The sequence below is a fragment of the Bradyrhizobium sp. LHD-71 genome (assembly GCF_031157255.1).
Taxonomy (GTDB): Bacteria; Pseudomonadota; Alphaproteobacteria; order Rhizobiales; family Xanthobacteraceae; genus P52-10.
Map to the genome: position 1 here is coordinate 59,438 of NZ_JAVIFX010000016.1, position 16,477 is coordinate 75,914.

Annotated in this window: 13 protein-coding genes; 9 read left to right on the top strand and 4 right to left on the bottom strand. The window is 61.0% G+C overall.

Translation table 11 applies throughout. The features are described 5' to 3' along the window. From RCO31_RS18650 to RCO31_RS18660, 3 genes are all read right to left on the bottom strand, one after another. Positions 1-1,200: an MFS transporter gene (locus RCO31_RS18650; RefSeq protein WP_308969944.1), complete on the bottom strand. Its 1,200-nt coding sequence runs from the start codon at positions 1,198-1,200 to the stop codon at positions 1-3. Positions 1,201-1,278: 78 nt separating this feature from the next. After that, on the bottom strand, positions 1,279-1,704 hold the full coding sequence (locus RCO31_RS18655) for a PRC-barrel domain-containing protein (RefSeq protein ID WP_308969945.1): 426 nt from the start codon (positions 1,702-1,704) through the stop codon (positions 1,279-1,281). A gap of 625 nt (positions 1,705-2,329) precedes the next feature. Continuing rightward, positions 2,330-3,886, bottom strand: coding sequence for a porin (locus tag RCO31_RS18660; RefSeq protein ID WP_308969946.1), 1,557 nt, complete (start codon positions 3,884-3,886; stop codon positions 2,330-2,332). A 348-nt stretch (positions 3,887-4,234) separates the two neighbouring features. Between RCO31_RS18660 and gcvA the strand changes: the two genes are divergently transcribed. From gcvA to RCO31_RS18705, 9 genes are all read left to right on the top strand, one after another. Beyond that, on the top strand, positions 4,235-5,209 hold the full coding sequence (gene gcvA / locus RCO31_RS18665; RefSeq protein ID WP_308969947.1) for a transcriptional regulator GcvA: 975 nt from the start codon (positions 4,235-4,237) through the stop codon (positions 5,207-5,209). 223 nt (positions 5,210-5,432) lie between these two features. Continuing rightward, on the top strand, positions 5,433-7,013 hold the full coding sequence (locus RCO31_RS18670; RefSeq protein WP_308969948.1) for a carboxylesterase/lipase family protein: 1,581 nt from the start codon (positions 5,433-5,435) through the stop codon (positions 7,011-7,013). 18 nt (positions 7,014-7,031) lie between these two features. Continuing rightward, positions 7,032-8,777, top strand: coding sequence for an iron ABC transporter permease (locus tag RCO31_RS18675; protein ID WP_308969949.1), 1,746 nt, complete (start codon positions 7,032-7,034; stop codon positions 8,775-8,777). Next, positions 8,777-9,856: an ABC transporter ATP-binding protein gene (locus RCO31_RS18680; RefSeq protein WP_308969950.1), complete on the top strand. Its 1,080-nt coding sequence runs from the start codon at positions 8,777-8,779 to the stop codon at positions 9,854-9,856. Before RCO31_RS18675 ends, RCO31_RS18680 begins: the two co-directional genes overlap by 1 nt. Continuing rightward, the gene (locus RCO31_RS18685; RefSeq protein WP_308969951.1) at positions 9,849-11,069 is read left to right on the top strand and encodes a CaiB/BaiF CoA-transferase family protein; all 1,221 of its coding nucleotides are present in this window, start codon (positions 9,849-9,851) and stop codon (positions 11,067-11,069) included. Before RCO31_RS18680 ends, RCO31_RS18685 begins: the two co-directional genes overlap by 8 nt. A 31-nt stretch (positions 11,070-11,100) precedes the next feature. Beyond that, positions 11,101-12,159: an extracellular solute-binding protein gene (locus RCO31_RS18690; RefSeq protein ID WP_308969952.1), complete on the top strand. Its 1,059-nt coding sequence runs from the start codon at positions 11,101-11,103 to the stop codon at positions 12,157-12,159. A gap of 59 nt (positions 12,160-12,218) precedes the next feature. Beyond that, positions 12,219-13,271, top strand: a complete 1,053-nt coding sequence (locus tag RCO31_RS18695) for an extracellular solute-binding protein (RefSeq protein ID WP_308969953.1) — start codon at positions 12,219-12,221, stop codon at positions 13,269-13,271. Between the two features lie 56 nt (positions 13,272-13,327). Beyond that, positions 13,328-14,149, top strand: a complete 822-nt coding sequence (locus RCO31_RS18700) for an enoyl-CoA hydratase (RefSeq protein ID WP_308969954.1) — start codon at positions 13,328-13,330, stop codon at positions 14,147-14,149. Positions 14,150-14,183: 34 nt separating this feature from the next. After that, positions 14,184-15,848 (top strand): carboxylesterase family protein, encoded by a 1,665-nt coding sequence (locus RCO31_RS18705; protein WP_308969955.1) that lies wholly within the window; start codon positions 14,184-14,186, stop codon positions 15,846-15,848. A 19-nt stretch (positions 15,849-15,867) separates the two neighbouring features. Here RCO31_RS18705 and RCO31_RS18710 read toward each other — a convergent pair whose 3' ends face one another. Further along, positions 15,868-16,452, bottom strand: a complete 585-nt coding sequence (locus tag RCO31_RS18710; protein WP_308970028.1) for a TetR/AcrR family transcriptional regulator — start codon at positions 16,450-16,452, stop codon at positions 15,868-15,870. Positions 16,453-16,477 lie beyond the last annotated feature (25 nt).

The window sequence follows — 16,477 nt, forward strand, 5'->3', positions numbered from 1 at the left end:
TCACGATTGATCGTCGTCGGGACGGGTTTCAGGCATCCCTACCCAGATCGCAAGCAGTCCGACCAGGGCGATGACGTCGAGTGCGAGGAAGGCGGTATACGTGCTGAAGCGGTCGGCCAGATAGCCGGCCATCGTCGTGCTGATGGCCGCGCCGATTCCCATCGCGCATGCAACGATTCCCTGAACGAGATTGAAGTGACCCATGTTGCGCGTGATGTCAGCGACCGTGACCGGCACGAGCACGCCGAGTACGGCGGCCGCAATGCCGTCGAATATCTGAACGGCGACAATCATTGCCGGATCGGTGATCTGTGCCGTCAGCATAATTCGGATAACGAGAGCGCCGAAGCCGGTCAGCAGCAAGGGACGGCGGCCGATCGAACTCGTCAGCCGGCCGACAACGGGCGAGGTGAGGGCGACAATGAACTGAGGGATGACCATTGCCGCCGCGGTCAGCGGGGTTGCGATCGAGCTCGAGCGAAGGGTGAAACCGCTGGCGATCAGCGGCAACACCGCGGCGTTCGCGAGGTGAAACAAAAAAACGCAGCCCGCAAAGATGAAAATGATCCTGTGACTGGTGGCAATCTTGATCGCATCAGCGAAGCTCGAAAGCTTCGCCGCCACGCCGCCATGTGATCGCGTGACGTCGATGTGCTCTCGCTTGATCTGGAACAGGGCGAGTAGAGCCGGTACGCCGAGCAAGGCGGTAACGAAGAACACCGCCTGGTTTGAAACGTAGTATCCGACGAAGCCCATCACCGCTGCGGCGAGGCCGGTCCCGACGGAGGCGAATGCAGCGTTTCGGCCAAATCGATCGCCGATTCTATGTCGGGGCACGAGCCCGAGGCTCAGGGCTGCAATCGCCGGCCCGAGAACGCAGCTCGCGCCAGCTTGCAGTATGCGAGACAGCAGAACGCCGGGGTAGGTCGGCCACAGCGCGAGGATGAGTGCGCTGAGGCAGATAAGGCTGACGGCGATGGCTGCGGCGCGCCGTGGCGATTGCATCCTGTCGAGCAATGCGCCGCCGGGGATCTGACCGAATAGCGAAATCAGGCCGCCGACGGTGAGGATGAAGCCGATATCGACCTGGGTCCATTTCTGCGACGTCAGGTAGACGGCTATGAAAGGACCAAATCCGGTCTGGACGTCGGCAACGAAAAAGACAAACCAGTCAAGCCCGCGCCCGCTTCGCTGCGGCATGGATGGATCTGGCTTGAGAGCTCCCTCGCGGGTTTTCGAGCGCCGACGAATATCGTGCATTGCACCAGCCAATCTCGCCTATTTCGAAGGCGGCTCCTTGGCCGGCGGCTCTTTGGCCGGCGAGTCCTTTTCTGATGCGCCGGCCGCGGCGGGTGCGGCAGGCGTTGGCGGCGCGGCAGGCGGTGCCGGCGGCGTTGAGGCTTCAGTCGGCCCCAGCAGCACGACCTGTTCGCCCGCCTTGTAGGCCGGAGCAACGCGCAGCTGGTCGCGCGTGAAATCGACGACCAGCGTTCCCGGCCTGTTTTGCGGCGGGGGCCGGAACGCATTCCACGCAACGGCAATCTGACGATTACCGACCCCGAGAAATCCGCCGAAATCGATCACCGCACCGCGCACACGTGCGGCCTTGTCGATGATGACGTCGACGATGCGGCCCATGTCCTCCCCGGTGCTGCTGCGAACCTGCTTGCCGAGCACGCCTTGCATCTGATCGCCGTCAACCACGAGCGCAGGTATTCCCGCGCCCTTTGGGTCGGGCTCCTTCGCAGGCTGAGCGTCCTTTTGGGGCTGTGCGTCCTTCTGCGGCTGGGCGTCTTTTTGAGGCTGGGCGTCCTTTTGAGGCTGAGTGCCATTGCCGGGCTGAGCTTCGGACGCCGGTGGCGCTTTCGGAGCACCATTCCCCGTACTCTGGCCTTCCGGCGCTTGAGGCGATCCGGACTGTTGAGCGTGAAGTTGAGGAATATGAATTGAATTCAACATGACCAGCGCCATCAAAGGAACCAGCAATCGAAGTGCAGACAAGGTACCGGGTGACATGGATTTCGCCCTCTGAGATGAATGACCCAGCATGCACGTAGCTTGAGAACGAGCAGATAACGCGGCGGCGCTTTGCACTGTTCCGCCATGATCAGAGCCCAGCTCGTCCCAAGCCGTGCTGACAGATCCTTGCTGGCCACGGCTGGCCCGGCAAGGAGTGTCGTCTGCACATCATATCGCCTGGCGCGTGACAACGCGACGTCGCCGAATTGCTTACGCATTGCGCAAAACAATAGAAAAAAGGCCCGGCGGAGGAGCGCCGGGCCTTTGGAGCCGCCAGGGACGTTGTGACTGCGGCTTTGCCGTTCGTCGGTTAGAAGAAGCGGCGGACGGAGAACATGCCCGAGAACACGTTCTGGTCCTTGACTTCATAGGCTGCATTGGGCTTGAAGCCTGCGATCGTTGGCGAGGTGTAGATCGCGCCCTTGTTGCCCGAGTGATGATTGGTCCACATCACCTCCGCGCCGATCGTCAGGTCGCGAACCGGACTCCAGTAGGTGCGCGAGCCTGCGCCGACCACGCGGTAATCCATGTTGCAGGTCGTAAGAGCGTTCGACAAGATTCCTGCGCCTCCGCCTGGCACATGGCGCGAGCAGAGGATCGCGTTCGCGGTGTCGTTGTAGTCGAGCACCTGCGCGCCGCCGAACACCGACGTACGCCACTCCGCATTCCAGCCGTGTTCAAAGGCGATCGATCCGCCGTAGGCAGTGGTCAGCTGCTGGCCGCTCGGCCCGACGACAAGACCGGCGCCACGCCGAGGTGTGCTGGAATAGACCGTGTCCCACACATAGCCGCCGACGATGCTTTGGTAGGCAAGATTGCTGCTGCCAAAGATGCCGAACGCGGATCCTGGAGCGATGTTATTGAAGACGTCCGTCGTGGCGCCGATCGAGTAGGTGCCGGCGACGTAAAGCGCGTCTCTTACGCCAGTCGGAAGATTGAATTTGAATGCGACGTTGACGCCGCCGCCAATCTTATCGGAGGGATTCCCGGCGAGTTCGGAGCATCCGCCAAGTGCTACCGTCGTGGTGCCTGACGTGCCGCCGCAGTTGTAGGCCACGTGATTGTTCACGAGGTTGCCCGACAGGTGGAAGCCACCCCAAGCCTGGTCGATGCGAAGCTGGCCAACGATATCCGGCCAGGTGTTGCCGCCGCGCGTGTCGACGGTCGGCGTGTTGATGCCCCACTGCGAAAGCGAGTTAGCGCCATTGTAGTTGCCGCGCTTGCGCTCCTTGCCGTCTTCCAAGGCAAGCGTAGCGGAGACGCCGTTGCCGAACTGGTGCGTGTAGGCGGCGACGAAGCGACCGCCAGCGGTATCGGGATTACCCAGCCAGCCGTTGATGCCCCATTTGGTCGCGTAAGCCCACGGGTTGTCGAAGTACGACGTGCTGGCGCGGCCAATGGTGAATCCAGCCCATTGGATCATGCCGGCGTTGACGGCGAGCGCGCCTGCCGAGCCAGCAGTGCCGACCGGCGTATCAACCTGGACGCGGATCACGGAGTAGGTTCGTAGCGTGCCGAAGCTTGTCTGCGTGCGGGTATCCGTGTTCACGTAGACGCGCGAGCGGGTGAAGAAATGATCGTGATCGCGGGTGTTCGTTGCGCTGCCGTTGCCAACGAACCAGGATTGATTCCCGGTGCCGCGGCTGTTGAAGCCGAGTTCGGCGCGAATGTGGCCGCCAATGCGTATGCAGGTATCTGTGCCCGGGATGTAATAGAACCCTGCTCCATACAGAGAGCAGATCTTTACATACTCCACAGGCTTCGCCTTCACAGGCAGATCTGCAGCCTGCGCTCCCGTCAGTGCGATCAGTCCCGCCGCCGAGCCCACAAAACAGCTTCCGAATACTCTAGTCAGATTCGCTGGCACTACGCCCCCTCCGATATTGTCGCTATCGGTGGAGATAGACTCATCCCATCATCCACCATCGGTCGTGCGTATAAGGGCAAGGCGATTGGTGCCAGCGAATTTTTCTCTCAGACTTGTGAGAGATTCTTACAGGCTATGAGAGAGCGTGCCGACGGTGCATGATCTCGCATTTGCACGTGGATACATTCGTCGACAGCAGGCACGAGAGCGCGACAGCGGTGGCGCCGTTACAAAGTTTGGAACGACTGCGACAATCTGCAGGTTGATTTGCAATCCTGAAGGCTGGAGCGGTGTCATATAGGATGCTCGACAACACAACAAGAACAATGCAGAGGGACGTCTCAGGGCATGCGCCGTTTACCACCATTGAATTCCTTGCGCGCGTTCGAAGCCGCAGCGCGCTTGCGCAGCTTCAGCTCGGCTGCGAGAGAACTCGGAGTTACGCACGGCGCCATCAGCCGTCAGGTCCGGATATTGGAACAGTTCCTCGGCGCGCCCTTGTTCGCTCCTTCCGGGCGCGGGCTTGAGCCGACCGAAGTCGGGCAGCGATTCTCCGGCGAAGTTGGAGCAGCGCTCGATCGCATTGCGTCTGCGACAGAGCGATTGATCGAGCCGTCAGCAGCCCGACTTATTCGCATCAATGCTCTGCCGACTTTCACGCTGCACTGGCTGTTTCCCCGCCTGGGTGCATTCCAGCGGTTGCATCCGAGCACCGAGGCACGTCTGTCGGCGTCGACGCAATCGTTGAAGGAACTGGGATCGACGTATGACGTCATCGTCCGCCGGCGTCCCATGACGCGAGAAGGCTATCAATGTGTGCGCTTACTTGAAGATTTCGGCACACCGGTCTGCGCCCCGCAGTTGCTGAAGGAGAAGCCGCTCAAGCAGCCTGCCGATCTGCTGAAGCACACGATTCTTGTTTCAGATACACATGCAGGTTCATGGGAAGACTGGTTGTCGGTGACCGGATTGCCGATGCCGAAAAAGAAGCTCCGCTTCGAACACTACCATGTGCTTATTCAGGCCGCGCTCGAAGGTCTTGGTGTGACACTCGGGCCTGCGGTCCTTGTTGAAGAAGACGTACGCGCGGGGCGCCTCGTCGTTGCACTCGACCGACCCCGAACGCGCTTCAAGTCGTTCTATCTTCTCTACCGAACTGATGGTCCCAACAAGCAGCGCGTGAAGGCGTTCGTCAACTGGTTGCTGGATGAAGCAGCCTGTTTCACCGACGAGATCGCTCGCACACGCTCGTTGGACGATATGGGACCTTCGTTGAGCCGGCGCGAGGAACGTTACTCCGCGGCGATATCGAGGTCGGAGTAGGTTCAGCCAACCTGTCAGCAAATCTCACAGGTGTGTGAGGAAAACTAGCTGGTACTCACCGCTCCCCCAAGGTACCGACAACGGGTACTTCGGTCGTTTCTCGACGGCAAAAGAACAATAATCTGGAGGAGCCGTGTTCGGGGTGCCGCCGACACAAGCGTTAGATCGCCGATCCGTTTTGCGGGCCGGAGCCGCGTGGGCAGGGGTTGCAATGAGCGGTTCCGTGATTGAGGCAGGAGCCGCTCAGGAACCGGTCGTGGAGACCGCGGCCGGCAAAGTTCGCGGCACAGTCGTCAACGGACTCAATCGTTTCAAAGGCATCCCCTATGCCGACGTGACTTCGGGCGACGGACGCTTCTTGCCGCCTCGGCCGCCGAGGCCTTGGCGTGGCATCCGAAACGCGTTCGAGGTCGGCCGCAGTTCTCCACAACCCGGGCGATCGCGAAACGTCGACTGGTGGGCCTGGATTACGGACGACCAGCCGCAGGGGGAGGACTGCCTAGTTCTGAATGTCTATGCGCCGGAGCCCTCTGCGACGCGCAAGCGGCCTGTGATGGTGTATCTCCATGGCGGCGGTTTCAATACCGGATCCGCTTCGACCGCAGGAACTGACGGGACGCATCTCGCACGACGTGGCGACGTCGTCGTGGTCACCATCAATCACCGTCTCAATGTGTTCGGATTCCTCTATCTTGCGAGTTTCGGCGAGCGATACGCGGAAAGCGGCAATGCGGGCATGCTCGATGCGGTCGCTGCCCTGCGATGGGTCAAGCAGAACATCGCGGCGTTCGGTGGAGATCCTGATAACGTCACGATTTTCGGACAATCGGGCGGGGCGTCCAAAGTCGCAGTGCTGCTGGCGATGCCGCAGGCGCAAGGCTTGTTTCACAAGGCGATCATTCAGAGCGCATCATCGCTGATCCGCATGGCGACGCCGGAGCAGGCGACGGCCGCCGCCAGAGGACTGCTCGACGAACTCGGCGGCGAGCGGTCCTTGGACAGACTAGGCGAGGCCTCCGCCGCCGATCTTCTGGCGGCGCGGCAGCGTTCGATCGCAAAAGCGGGCGGAATGGATAACTTCCGCCCCGTTGTCGACGGAAGGTCACTGCCAAGCCATCCCTTCGATCCCGCGGCGCCGGGCCTGGCGCAAAATATCCCGCTCCTGATCGGCGTGACCGATACCGAGCAGACGTTTTTTCTCGGGCCGGATGCGGAAAACTTCCAGCTCGGCCGGCCGCAGTCGATTGCCCGTATCGCCCGTTTCATCGGTATTTCCGAGAGCGATGCCGGCAAGCTTTACGATAGCTATGCCGTTTCCCGCAAAGGGGCTTCGCCCAGCGACATACTGATCTACGTTCTGAGCGACCAGATGTATCGCCGCAATGACACGCTAGCCGCCGATCGAAAGGCGGGGCAGGGTGGCGCGGCCGTCTATTCCTATCTCATCACCTGGCGGTCGCCGGTGCTCGATGGCCGGCTCAAGTCACCGCACACGTTGTGCATCCCGTTTGTCTTCGGGACCTATGATGCCGCCGCACTGATGATAGGTACCGGTTCGAACCGTGTGGCGCTTTCACAGAAGATGATGGGAGCGTGGGCCAGCTTCGCCGAAGCGGGCGTGCCGCGTGCACAAGGGCTGCCGCAATGGGAGGCCTACAACGCCAACACCCGGCCGACCATGATCCTCGATGATGAATGCAGGATGGAGAGCGATCCCCGGAAAGCAGACCGTATCGCGCTCGACAACTATCCGCTTTACGCGCCCGAAGCGGCCGCTCGCCGCGCCGCTCCCGCCTCCCGCTAGCAAGAGAGATCGAACGCGATGGCGGAAATTACCGCTCCTATTGAACACGAGACGCCAGGGCGTTTCGCCATCCTGACGGCGCGCGTCCGGCAGTTCGCGACGCCAACGGCTATCGTGTCGCTCCTGCTTGCATTGCTGCTGGTTTTCCTTGTCGCGAATCCGTTGTTCCAGCTCGTGCGGGAAAGCTTGACCAATGCCAAGACTGGCGAACTCACCTTCGCCAACTACCTCGCGGCGTTTGCACGGCCGCGTTATGTGCAGGCGTTCATCAATTCGCTGCAGCTTGGCGTCTGTGTTGCGGTTGCCGCGGGCGCTATCGGCGTGCCCCTGGCCTGGGCGGTGTCGCGTACCGACATGCCATGGCGCAATATCGTGCATGGCATGGTGATCGGTTCGTTTCTGATCCCGCCCTTCGTCGGTGCTATTGGCTGGATTCTTCTGGGCGGTCCGAACGCGGGCTGGATCAACCGCATCTACATGGCGGTCACCGGTGCGTCGTCCGGTCCATTCAACATCTTCAGCTTCGGCGGTCTCGTTCTCGTTATCTCGCTTTACGTCTTTCCGCTGGTGTACGTGTTTACCAAGTCGGCGCTCGATCTCGTCTCGACGGAAATGGAGGAGGCGGCCGCCATTCTCGGCTCGGGCCCTGCGAGCACGACGTTACGCATTACGCTTCCGCTGGTGCTGCCGTCCATCCTCGGCAGTCTCTTTATCGTCTTCCTCGAAGTGCTTGGCCTGTTCGGCACTGCGGCGCTCATCGCAATTCCAGCCGGTTTCAATGTTGTGACGACGCAGCTCGCCGCATTCTTTGAGAATCCGGTCCGGGTCGAGGTCGCGGCTGCCTTTTCGATGCCGCTGATTGTGATCACGATCGTACTGCTCGGAGCGCAGCGACTGCTGCTGGCACGCAAGGGCTATGTCACCGTCAGCGGCAAGGGCGGCCACCGGTCGCTGATGCGGCTCGGTGCTTTCCGCTGGATCATGCTCGCCTATGCGGCTCTGATTGGTCTGCTGTCGGTGGTCGCGCCGATGTATATCATCCTGCAAAGCGCCTTCACCAGGGCGTGGGTCAAGGGTTTGACGCCTGACAATCTGACGCTCGCCAACTTCTACCAGGCGCTCGTCGGCCAGCCGTCGATTCGGCAGTCGCTGTTCAACACGTTCCACTATGCGTTCTGGGCGGCGACCATTTGTACCGTGCTGGGATTTGCGGTCGCTTACATCGCGCGGCGAAGGCTGCTGCCGTTCGCATCGGCGTTGTCGAGCATCACTCTCGCACCCTTCGCGGTGCCCGGAATCGTGCTCGCGATCTGCTTCTATGCGGCCTACGCGCCGCCGCCGTTCTCGCTCTACGGGTTCGGTGCGCTGATCGTCATCGCCTTCGTGACGCGGTTTCTTCCCATTGCGTTCGTCAATTCGAACTCGGCCATCCAGGGACTTCACCCCGAACTCGAAGAGGCGGTGCGGATCGCGGGCGGATCGCAGGGCCGGGCCGTATGGAATGTCGTGCTGCCCGTCCTGAAGATGTCCCTGCTCGGGAGCTGGCTCCTGATTTTCGTGATCGGCACGCGCGAACTTTCGACGGCGATGTTCCTGTCAGGGCCGCAAACGCGGGTTGTATCGGTCCTGACGATCGAAATGAGCGAACAGGGGCAATACGAGATCCTTTCGGCAATCGCCGTACTGCTTCTGCTTGTGACCGGAATTGTCGTGGCGATCGGCACCAAGATCGTCGGACGCGACTTTATGCTGAGGCGAACGTGATGGAAAAGCTGCGACTGAGTGGCATCTCTAAGCGATTCGGCGACGTGACCGTCGTCGACCAGCTCAATCTGACGATGCGGGCCGGGGAGTTCGTTTCGCTGCTTGGCCCCTCGGGCTGCGGCAAGACGACGACACTGCGAATGATCGCGGGCTTTATCGCGCCGACCGCGGGTACGGTCGAACTCGATGGCAGACGGTTGTCCTCCTCATACGAGTTCCTGCCGCCCGAAAAGCGGCGAATGTCGATGATCTTTCAGAGCTATGCATTGTGGCCGAACATGACGGTCGAGCAGAACGTCGCGTTCGGCCTCAAAATGCGAAAAGTACCGAAAGAGGAAATGCGCAAACGGACCGCGGAAATTCTCGACGTCGTTCGGCTCGGTCAACTCGCCTCACGCTATCCGAACGAGCTGTCCGGCGGGCAGCAGCAGCGTGTGTCGCTGGCACGCGCGCTGGTCGTAAAGCCCGAAGTCCTGCTGCTCGATGAGCCGCTGTCGAATCTCGACGCCAACCTGCGCGAGGAAATGCGTGGCGAGATACGACGGTTGCACAACGAGTTCGGCATCACCTCGATCTATGTGACGCACGATCAGGCGGAAGCCATGACGACGTCGGACCGGATCGCCATCATGAGCGAAGGCAGGATCGAGCAGATCGACGACCCGCTCACCCTCTACAACAAACCCAAGACTCGCTATGTCGCCGAGTTCATCGGCCGGTCGAATATTCTCGACGGCAAAGTGAAGGGCGAGGGCGTCTCGTTTTGCGGCTTTGACGTGCCGTCGGCGCGGTTGAAGGCGGCGGGCCCGATCGCGACGGAGATCTTTTCGCTGCGTTCGCAAAACATCGGTCTGCATGCGGCGCGACCTGCAAATGGCGACAGTATTGTTCTGCCCGGCAGCATCGTTGACCGTTCGTTCCTGGGCGAGACCTGGGATTATGCCCTGCAGCTTGCAGACGGCAGTCTCAAGCTGCGTGTGACCTCGCCACCCACAAGCATCTTTGACGTCGGCCAGAACGTCTTCATCGAGATCGACCCCGCAAATATCGTCCCTATCCAGGAGGATAAGCATGCTTGAGCAGACAGAGCCAGGCCGGGAGGCCGGCCTTGCATCCTCCGGACCGTTGTCCCGTTTCAAGGTTCTCGACCTCACTCATGCGCGGTCGGGCCCATCGTGTGTCCGGACACTGGCGGATTGGGGCGCCGACGTTATCCGGATCGAGCAGCCGCCTGCGGCCGAAGAGCTCGATGAGGTCGTGGGCAAGCGCGACGGCTCCGATTTCCAGAATCTGCATCGCAACAAGCGTGCATTGACGTTGAATCTGAAATCGGACGCTGGCAAACGTATCTTCTACAAGCTGGCCGCCGGCGCGGATGTCATCGTCGAAAACATGCGGCCCGGAGTAGCGAAACGCCTGGGTGTCGATTTCGAGGCTGTCCAAGCGATCAACCCGCGGATCGTATACGGCTCGATTTCCGGGTTCGGCCAGTACGGGCCTTACGCCGAGCGTCCGTCGCTCGACCAGGTCGCGCAAGGCATGTCGGGCATCATGTCGATCACCGGTTTGCCGGGCGACGGGCCGGTGCGGGTTGGCATTGCTGTCACTGATCTGGTGGCTGGAGCCTTTCTGGCACAAGGTCTTCTGGTCGCGCTGCTTGATCGCGAGGTGACGGGAAAGGGGCGATGGGTACAGACGTCGCTGATCGAAGCTGGAATCGCGCTACTCGATTTTCAGGCCACGCGATGGCTGATGAAGAAGGATGTTGCAACCCAGGAAGGGAATTTCCATCCGACAGTTACGCCGACCGGCCTCTACGCCACATCAGACGGCTACCTGAATCTCTCGGCTTCCGGCAATCGCATCTTCCGCAAGTTTGCCGGGGTGATCGGCCAGCCGCAACTCGCGACCGATCCGCGGTTCAACAGCAGCGAGGCGCGCGCAAGAAACCGGGCTGAACTGAACAGGTTGATCGGCGAGGTTCTCAAGTCGAAGACAAGTCGTGAGTGGTTCGAGGCGATGATCGCCGAAAACATACCGTGTGGACCAGTCTATCACATCAACGATGTCTTCAGCGATCCGCAGGTCAAAGAGCTGCGCATTGCGCGGCCAGTACGTCACCCACGGCTCGGCGATATCGAGCTCGTAGCGCAGCCTTTCGAGATCACCGGTTATGATCGCGGTTTGAGAACGGCCACTCCGTCGCTCGGCCAGCATAACGATGAAATTCTGACCGGCCTCGGCTTCGACTCGCAGGAGATTGGAAGCCTGAGGGAGCAACGCGTCATCTGATGTCTTTTGCAAGGTCTTGAAAGGGCGTTCCATGAACATGAATCGCAGGGAGCTGCTCGGCGGGCTCGGCGCTGTTGCGGCTATCCCGTTGGTGGGGTCGGCGGCATCGGCGGAAGACCCGGCCGAGAAAGCTTATTTTGCCGAGCTCTACAACAAGGCGAAAGGTGAAGGCGAACTCACCTGGTATATCGGACATTGGCGCACGGAGACTGCTGAACGCATCGGCGGCATGTTCTCGGAACTGTATCCAGGCGTGAGGTGCAATGTGGTGCGCGCCACCGGACAGGTGCTTTATCAGCGCCTCACGCAGGACATGCGCGCTAAGGTCGCAAACTGCGATGTCTTCAGTTCAACGGATCTTGGCCAATATGTGAGCCTGCGGGAACAGAAACTGCTGCTGCCGTTCAAGCCGCGGCGGCTGGTAGAGTGCGAGCCTCTCGCGCGCGATTTCGATCCCACGCATCAGATCACCATTACCGACGCGAACACGACGGTCATGTGCTACAACACCAACCTGGTGAAGGCCGAGGACGCGCCGAAGCGCTGGACCGATCTTCTCGATCCGAAATGGATGAATCAGGTTGCCGTGGCGCATCCCGGCTTCAGTGGCGCGATGGGAGGCTGGGTCCTCACTATGACCAATCTGTATGGTTGGGAGTACTTCGAGAAGCTGAAAGCAAACAAGCCTTTTGTCGGAAGATCGCTCGTAGACCCGCCGACATCGATCGGCTCGGGCGAACGCAAGGTTGGCATTGGTCCAGGAAATCTTACGTTGAACCTGGCGGCGAAGGGCACGCCGCTGCAGACCGTCTATCCTGACGACGGAACCATCATCGGCTTCAGCCCGACCAGCATTCTCACCTCCTCGGTGCGTCCGAACGCTGCCAAACTGTTCGTTGAGTTCCTGCTGAGCAGGGAGGCGCAGACCGCCGCGACCAAGGAGTTCACGACACCAACGCGGCTCGACGTACAGCCGCAGCCTGGCGTATCGCGGATCAGCGAACGCAAGGGCCTCACGCGCGATGCGGATCAATTGCACCGGGAGCTGCCGGAATTGATCGAAAAATGGCGCGATACCTTCGGTGTCTAGCAGGCGGAATGCCTTTCTGCTGCTGCCCCTGAGGGCCGCGCAAAGGCAAGGGGGCAAACATGGTCTTTGATCGCAGGGCGTTTTTGAGGTCATCGCTTGCTGCCGGCGCGGCGGCCTCGCTGCCGGGCAACGGGTTCGCCCAAGGCAATGCAGACTATTTTGCCGCGCTTTACGAACAGGCAAAGCGCGAAGGCGAGCTCACCTGGTACATTGCACACTGGCGAGTCGAAATCGCCGAGCGCGTTGCCAGGAGGTTCGCTGAAGTCTATCCGGAGGTGAAATGCAACGTCGTCCGCGCGACCGGGCAGGTCATCTATCAGCGTCTTAGTCAGGATCTGAAAGCGAAAGTCGCAAACTGCGACGTATTCTCGTCGACAGATCTCGGCCAATACGTTTCGCTCAAGGCAGCGAAACATCTGATGCCGTTCGCGCCGAAGAATCTCGCCGACTGCTCGCCGTTGATAAGAAACTACGATCCCGACGATGCCTACACGATCACCGACGGCAACACGACGGTGATGTGTTACAACGGCGATCTGGTCGCTGCGGCCGAGGCGCCGGGAAAGTGGCTCGATCTGATCGACCCGAAATGGAAGGGGCAGGTGGCGGTCGCTCATCCCGGCTTCAGCGGAGCCATGGGTGGCTGGGTGCTGTCCATGAACAACCTCTACGGCTGGGAGTTCTTCGAGAAGCTCAAGGCGAACCGGCCGCAGGTGGGCCGCTCCCTGACCGACCCGCCGACGACGGTCGCATCCGGCGAGCGCAAGATCGGAATTGGGTCGGGCGCGAGCGTGTTCGGTTATGCGGCTCGCGCGACGTCGCTGAAGGGCGTGTATCCGGAGGACGGCGCGATCGTGAGCTTTAGTCCCACCGGGATTGTCGCGACGACGGTTCATCCGAATGCGGCGAAGCTGTTTGTCGAGTTCCTGCTGAGCAAGGAGTCGGCCGCGATCACGGCAAGCGAATTCACCGTTCCGGTGCGAACCGACATCACGCCGGCTCCGGGCATTCATCCGCTTGGCACGCTCAAGGGGATAACCAAGAATCCCACCGAGTTGAATGAGAAGCTGCCTGAACTGATTGAGCGCTGGCGCGACACGTTCGGCGTGTAGCGCCGAACCGGCTCGCACAGGCCTATGAGACGCAACTGCAGAAGGATGAAGCTCCCATGACCGGCCAACCCGCAACGCGAACGAAGACCTACGCGGATGGCCAGTTGCCGGTATCGATTTCCGAGGGCATCGGCGTCATCACCTTCAACAACCCGACCAAGCTGAATGCCATTTCCGCCGAGATGGCCGAAGGGTTGGCCGCCGCGTTGAATGACATGCGCGACGATCCCGAAGTGAAGGTCGTGATCCTGACCGGGGCAGGAGACAAGGCATTTATTTCCGGCGGGGATATCAGCCAGTTCGAGAAGACGCGGCCGAATGCGGAAGTCGCGAGCCGTTCGGCGGAGCGCTTTCGCCAACGCCAGGCGGCGCTCGCCGATTTTCCAAAACCGACGATTGCGGCCATTCGCGGCTACTGTCTCGGCGGTGGACTCGGAACGGCGCTCAACGCCGACATCCGGTTTGCATCGACCGATGCGAAGTTCGGTATTCCCGCCGCGCGTCTGGGCATTGCCTACGGCTTTGAGGGGTTGAATCGGCTCGTTGCGCTGGTCGGTCCATCCCGTGCGCGGCTCATCCTCTACACCGGTGCGCGTTTCAATGCCGAGGAGGCTCTTGCTTTCGGCCTGATCGATCGGTTGCTGCCGCCGGACCGACTGTGGTCCGAGACCCTAGAGATCGCGCGCCAGATCGCCCGCAATGCGCCGCTGGCGATCGCCGCCGCCAAGATCACGATCAGTCAGATCCTGAAGGATGCGCAGGATCGCGATATGGGCGCCGTTCGCGAAATTGGACGCATCTGCATGGACAGCGCTGATTTCAAGGAAGGGCGGACCGCCTTCATGGAAAAGCGTCCGCCGCAATTTCAGGGACGTTGAAGAAGGTGGCCCGACGAAAACATGGAGGCGCAAGATGGGCGGGGCTGATCGTCATCCAAGCCGGCGCGAGATCGTCTCCGGCGCAACTGCGGCACTGGGACTGACCATGGTTCTTCCTGCGGGAGCGGACCGCGCGGCGGCGGCGACGGAGAGCGTGACCGTTGAAATCGAAAGCGGCAAGCTGCGAGGAACACGGGAGAATGGAGCTATCAACTTCAAGGGTGTCCCGTATGCCGCCGACACAAGCGGAGCCAACCGGTTCATGGCGCCGCGTCCGGTTGCGAATTGGAGTGGCACACGCGACGCACTCGGCTACGGCGATCGCTGTCCGCAGGTTCGCGAATATCGCACCGGCGCATTTGGCTGGCTCGCACCAAGCGAACCTTTTAGCGAAAACTGCTGTGTCTTGAATATCTTCACGCCGCGCCTCGATTCCGGTGCGCGGCGGCCCGTCATGTTCTACATCCACGGTGGCGGCTATATCACTGGCGCCGGCTCGGGTCCCGCGCTCGAGGGCAGCAACCTCGCGAAATTCGGCGACGTGATCGTCGTCACGATCAACCACCGCCTCAACGTTTTCGGCCATACCAATCTCGGCCATCTCGATGCTGAACTTTTCGGCGACGCGGTCAATGCGGGGCTGCTCGACATCGTCGCAGCACTGCAGTGGGTGAAGAAGAACATTTCTGCGTTCGGCGGCGACCCCGGCAACGTCACGCTCTTCGGTCAATCCGGCGGTGGCTCGAAGATCGTGTTGCTGATGGCCATGCCGGCTGCCAAAGGGCTGTTCCATCGCGCCGTCGACATGAGCGGCGCGACCGGTTTCAGTCCGAGCAAGGTGTCGGCCACCGAGCCGTTCACGAATGAAATTCTAAAGACGCTTGGTATCGACAGGACCAATCTTCGCAAGCTGCAGGAACTCCCGATCGACGCGTTATTGAAAGCACGAGCTGCTGCGATCACCGCGCTGAAATCCGACGGCTCGCGCCCGGTGGTCGATGGTCGCCATCTGCCGGCTGCGCCGACGAGTGTCGAAGGTCTGGCAATTCATGCGAACGTGCCGCTGATGATAGGCACGGTCGACACGGAGTCGACCTATTACCTGGCAGCCGACATGCGGAACTTCACCGTCACCGCAGAGCAGGTGAAGGCGCGGATCAAGGATCAGTTCAAGATCGATGACACCAAAGCGCTTACGATCATGGATACCTACGCCAAGGCTGAACCAAAGCGGACGGGCGCCGACATTTTGATCGCGCTCGCAACAGATGTGCAGTTTCGCAATGCCATCATTCGCGGTGCGGAAGCCAAGGCAAACGACCAGAAGGCGCCGGTCTATCTTTATAATTTCACCTGGTACGCGCCGGCCGATGGCGGCGTCTACCGTGCGCCGCATACGATCGACATTCCGTTCGTCTTTGGCAACACCGATAAGTCGGTGGCGCTCACTGGCAGTGGGGCCGAGCCGGCTGAAGTCGCGCGCAACGTGATGTCAGCATTTGTCGCGTTCGCGCGGAACGGAAATCCAAACAATCCGCATCTGCCTGAATGGAAGCCGTACGACACGACAACGCGCGCAACGATGACGTTCAACGTGAAATGCGCCGTCGTGAGTGATTTTCGCGGCGCCGAGCGTCGCGCAAGCGCCGACCTGCGGCTCGAGGCTAATCGGCGTCCGCTGCTGAAATACAGCGAGTAGGCCGCAGGCAACCCGCGGGTCAAACCGGCGGCCAGGCCTTCAAGGTGATTTGCGCGATCTTGCGCAGATCGTCTCGACTGGCGCCGCCTGCGGCCTGCACGGCCATACCCTGCACAATTGCGCAAATGTATCGGGCGAGGTCGGCTGGATCGGCGTGGCGGGGCAGGTCGTCTTCAGCCACGGCGCGTGCGAAACGCAGGCGCAGATCCTCTTCGCCCTTCGCGCGCCGCGTCATCAGTTCCTGCTTGATGGTTTCGGCTGCGTCGCCGCAGCAGAGAGCGCCCTGCACGGCAAGGCATCCCGGTGGATTCTCGGGATCGGTAACAGCGTCGGCTGCCTCATAGAGGAGGTGCTCGACGACTTCGTGCGCCGTCGGCATGGCCAATGCCGCTTGAAAATAGCCACCGGGCCCATCGACGTAGCGGTCGAGCGCCTTGCGGAACAGTTCTTCCTTGTTGCCGAAAGCTGCATAAAGGCTCGGCTTGGTAATGCCGATGGCCTCGGTCAGATCAGCGATCGACGTGCCTTCGTAACCCTGTCGCCAAAACAGGTGCAGCGCCTGGTCCAGCGCCCTGTCGATATCGAACTCGCGCGGGCGGCCCATTACTGACATTTCTGGGTCCTCCAAG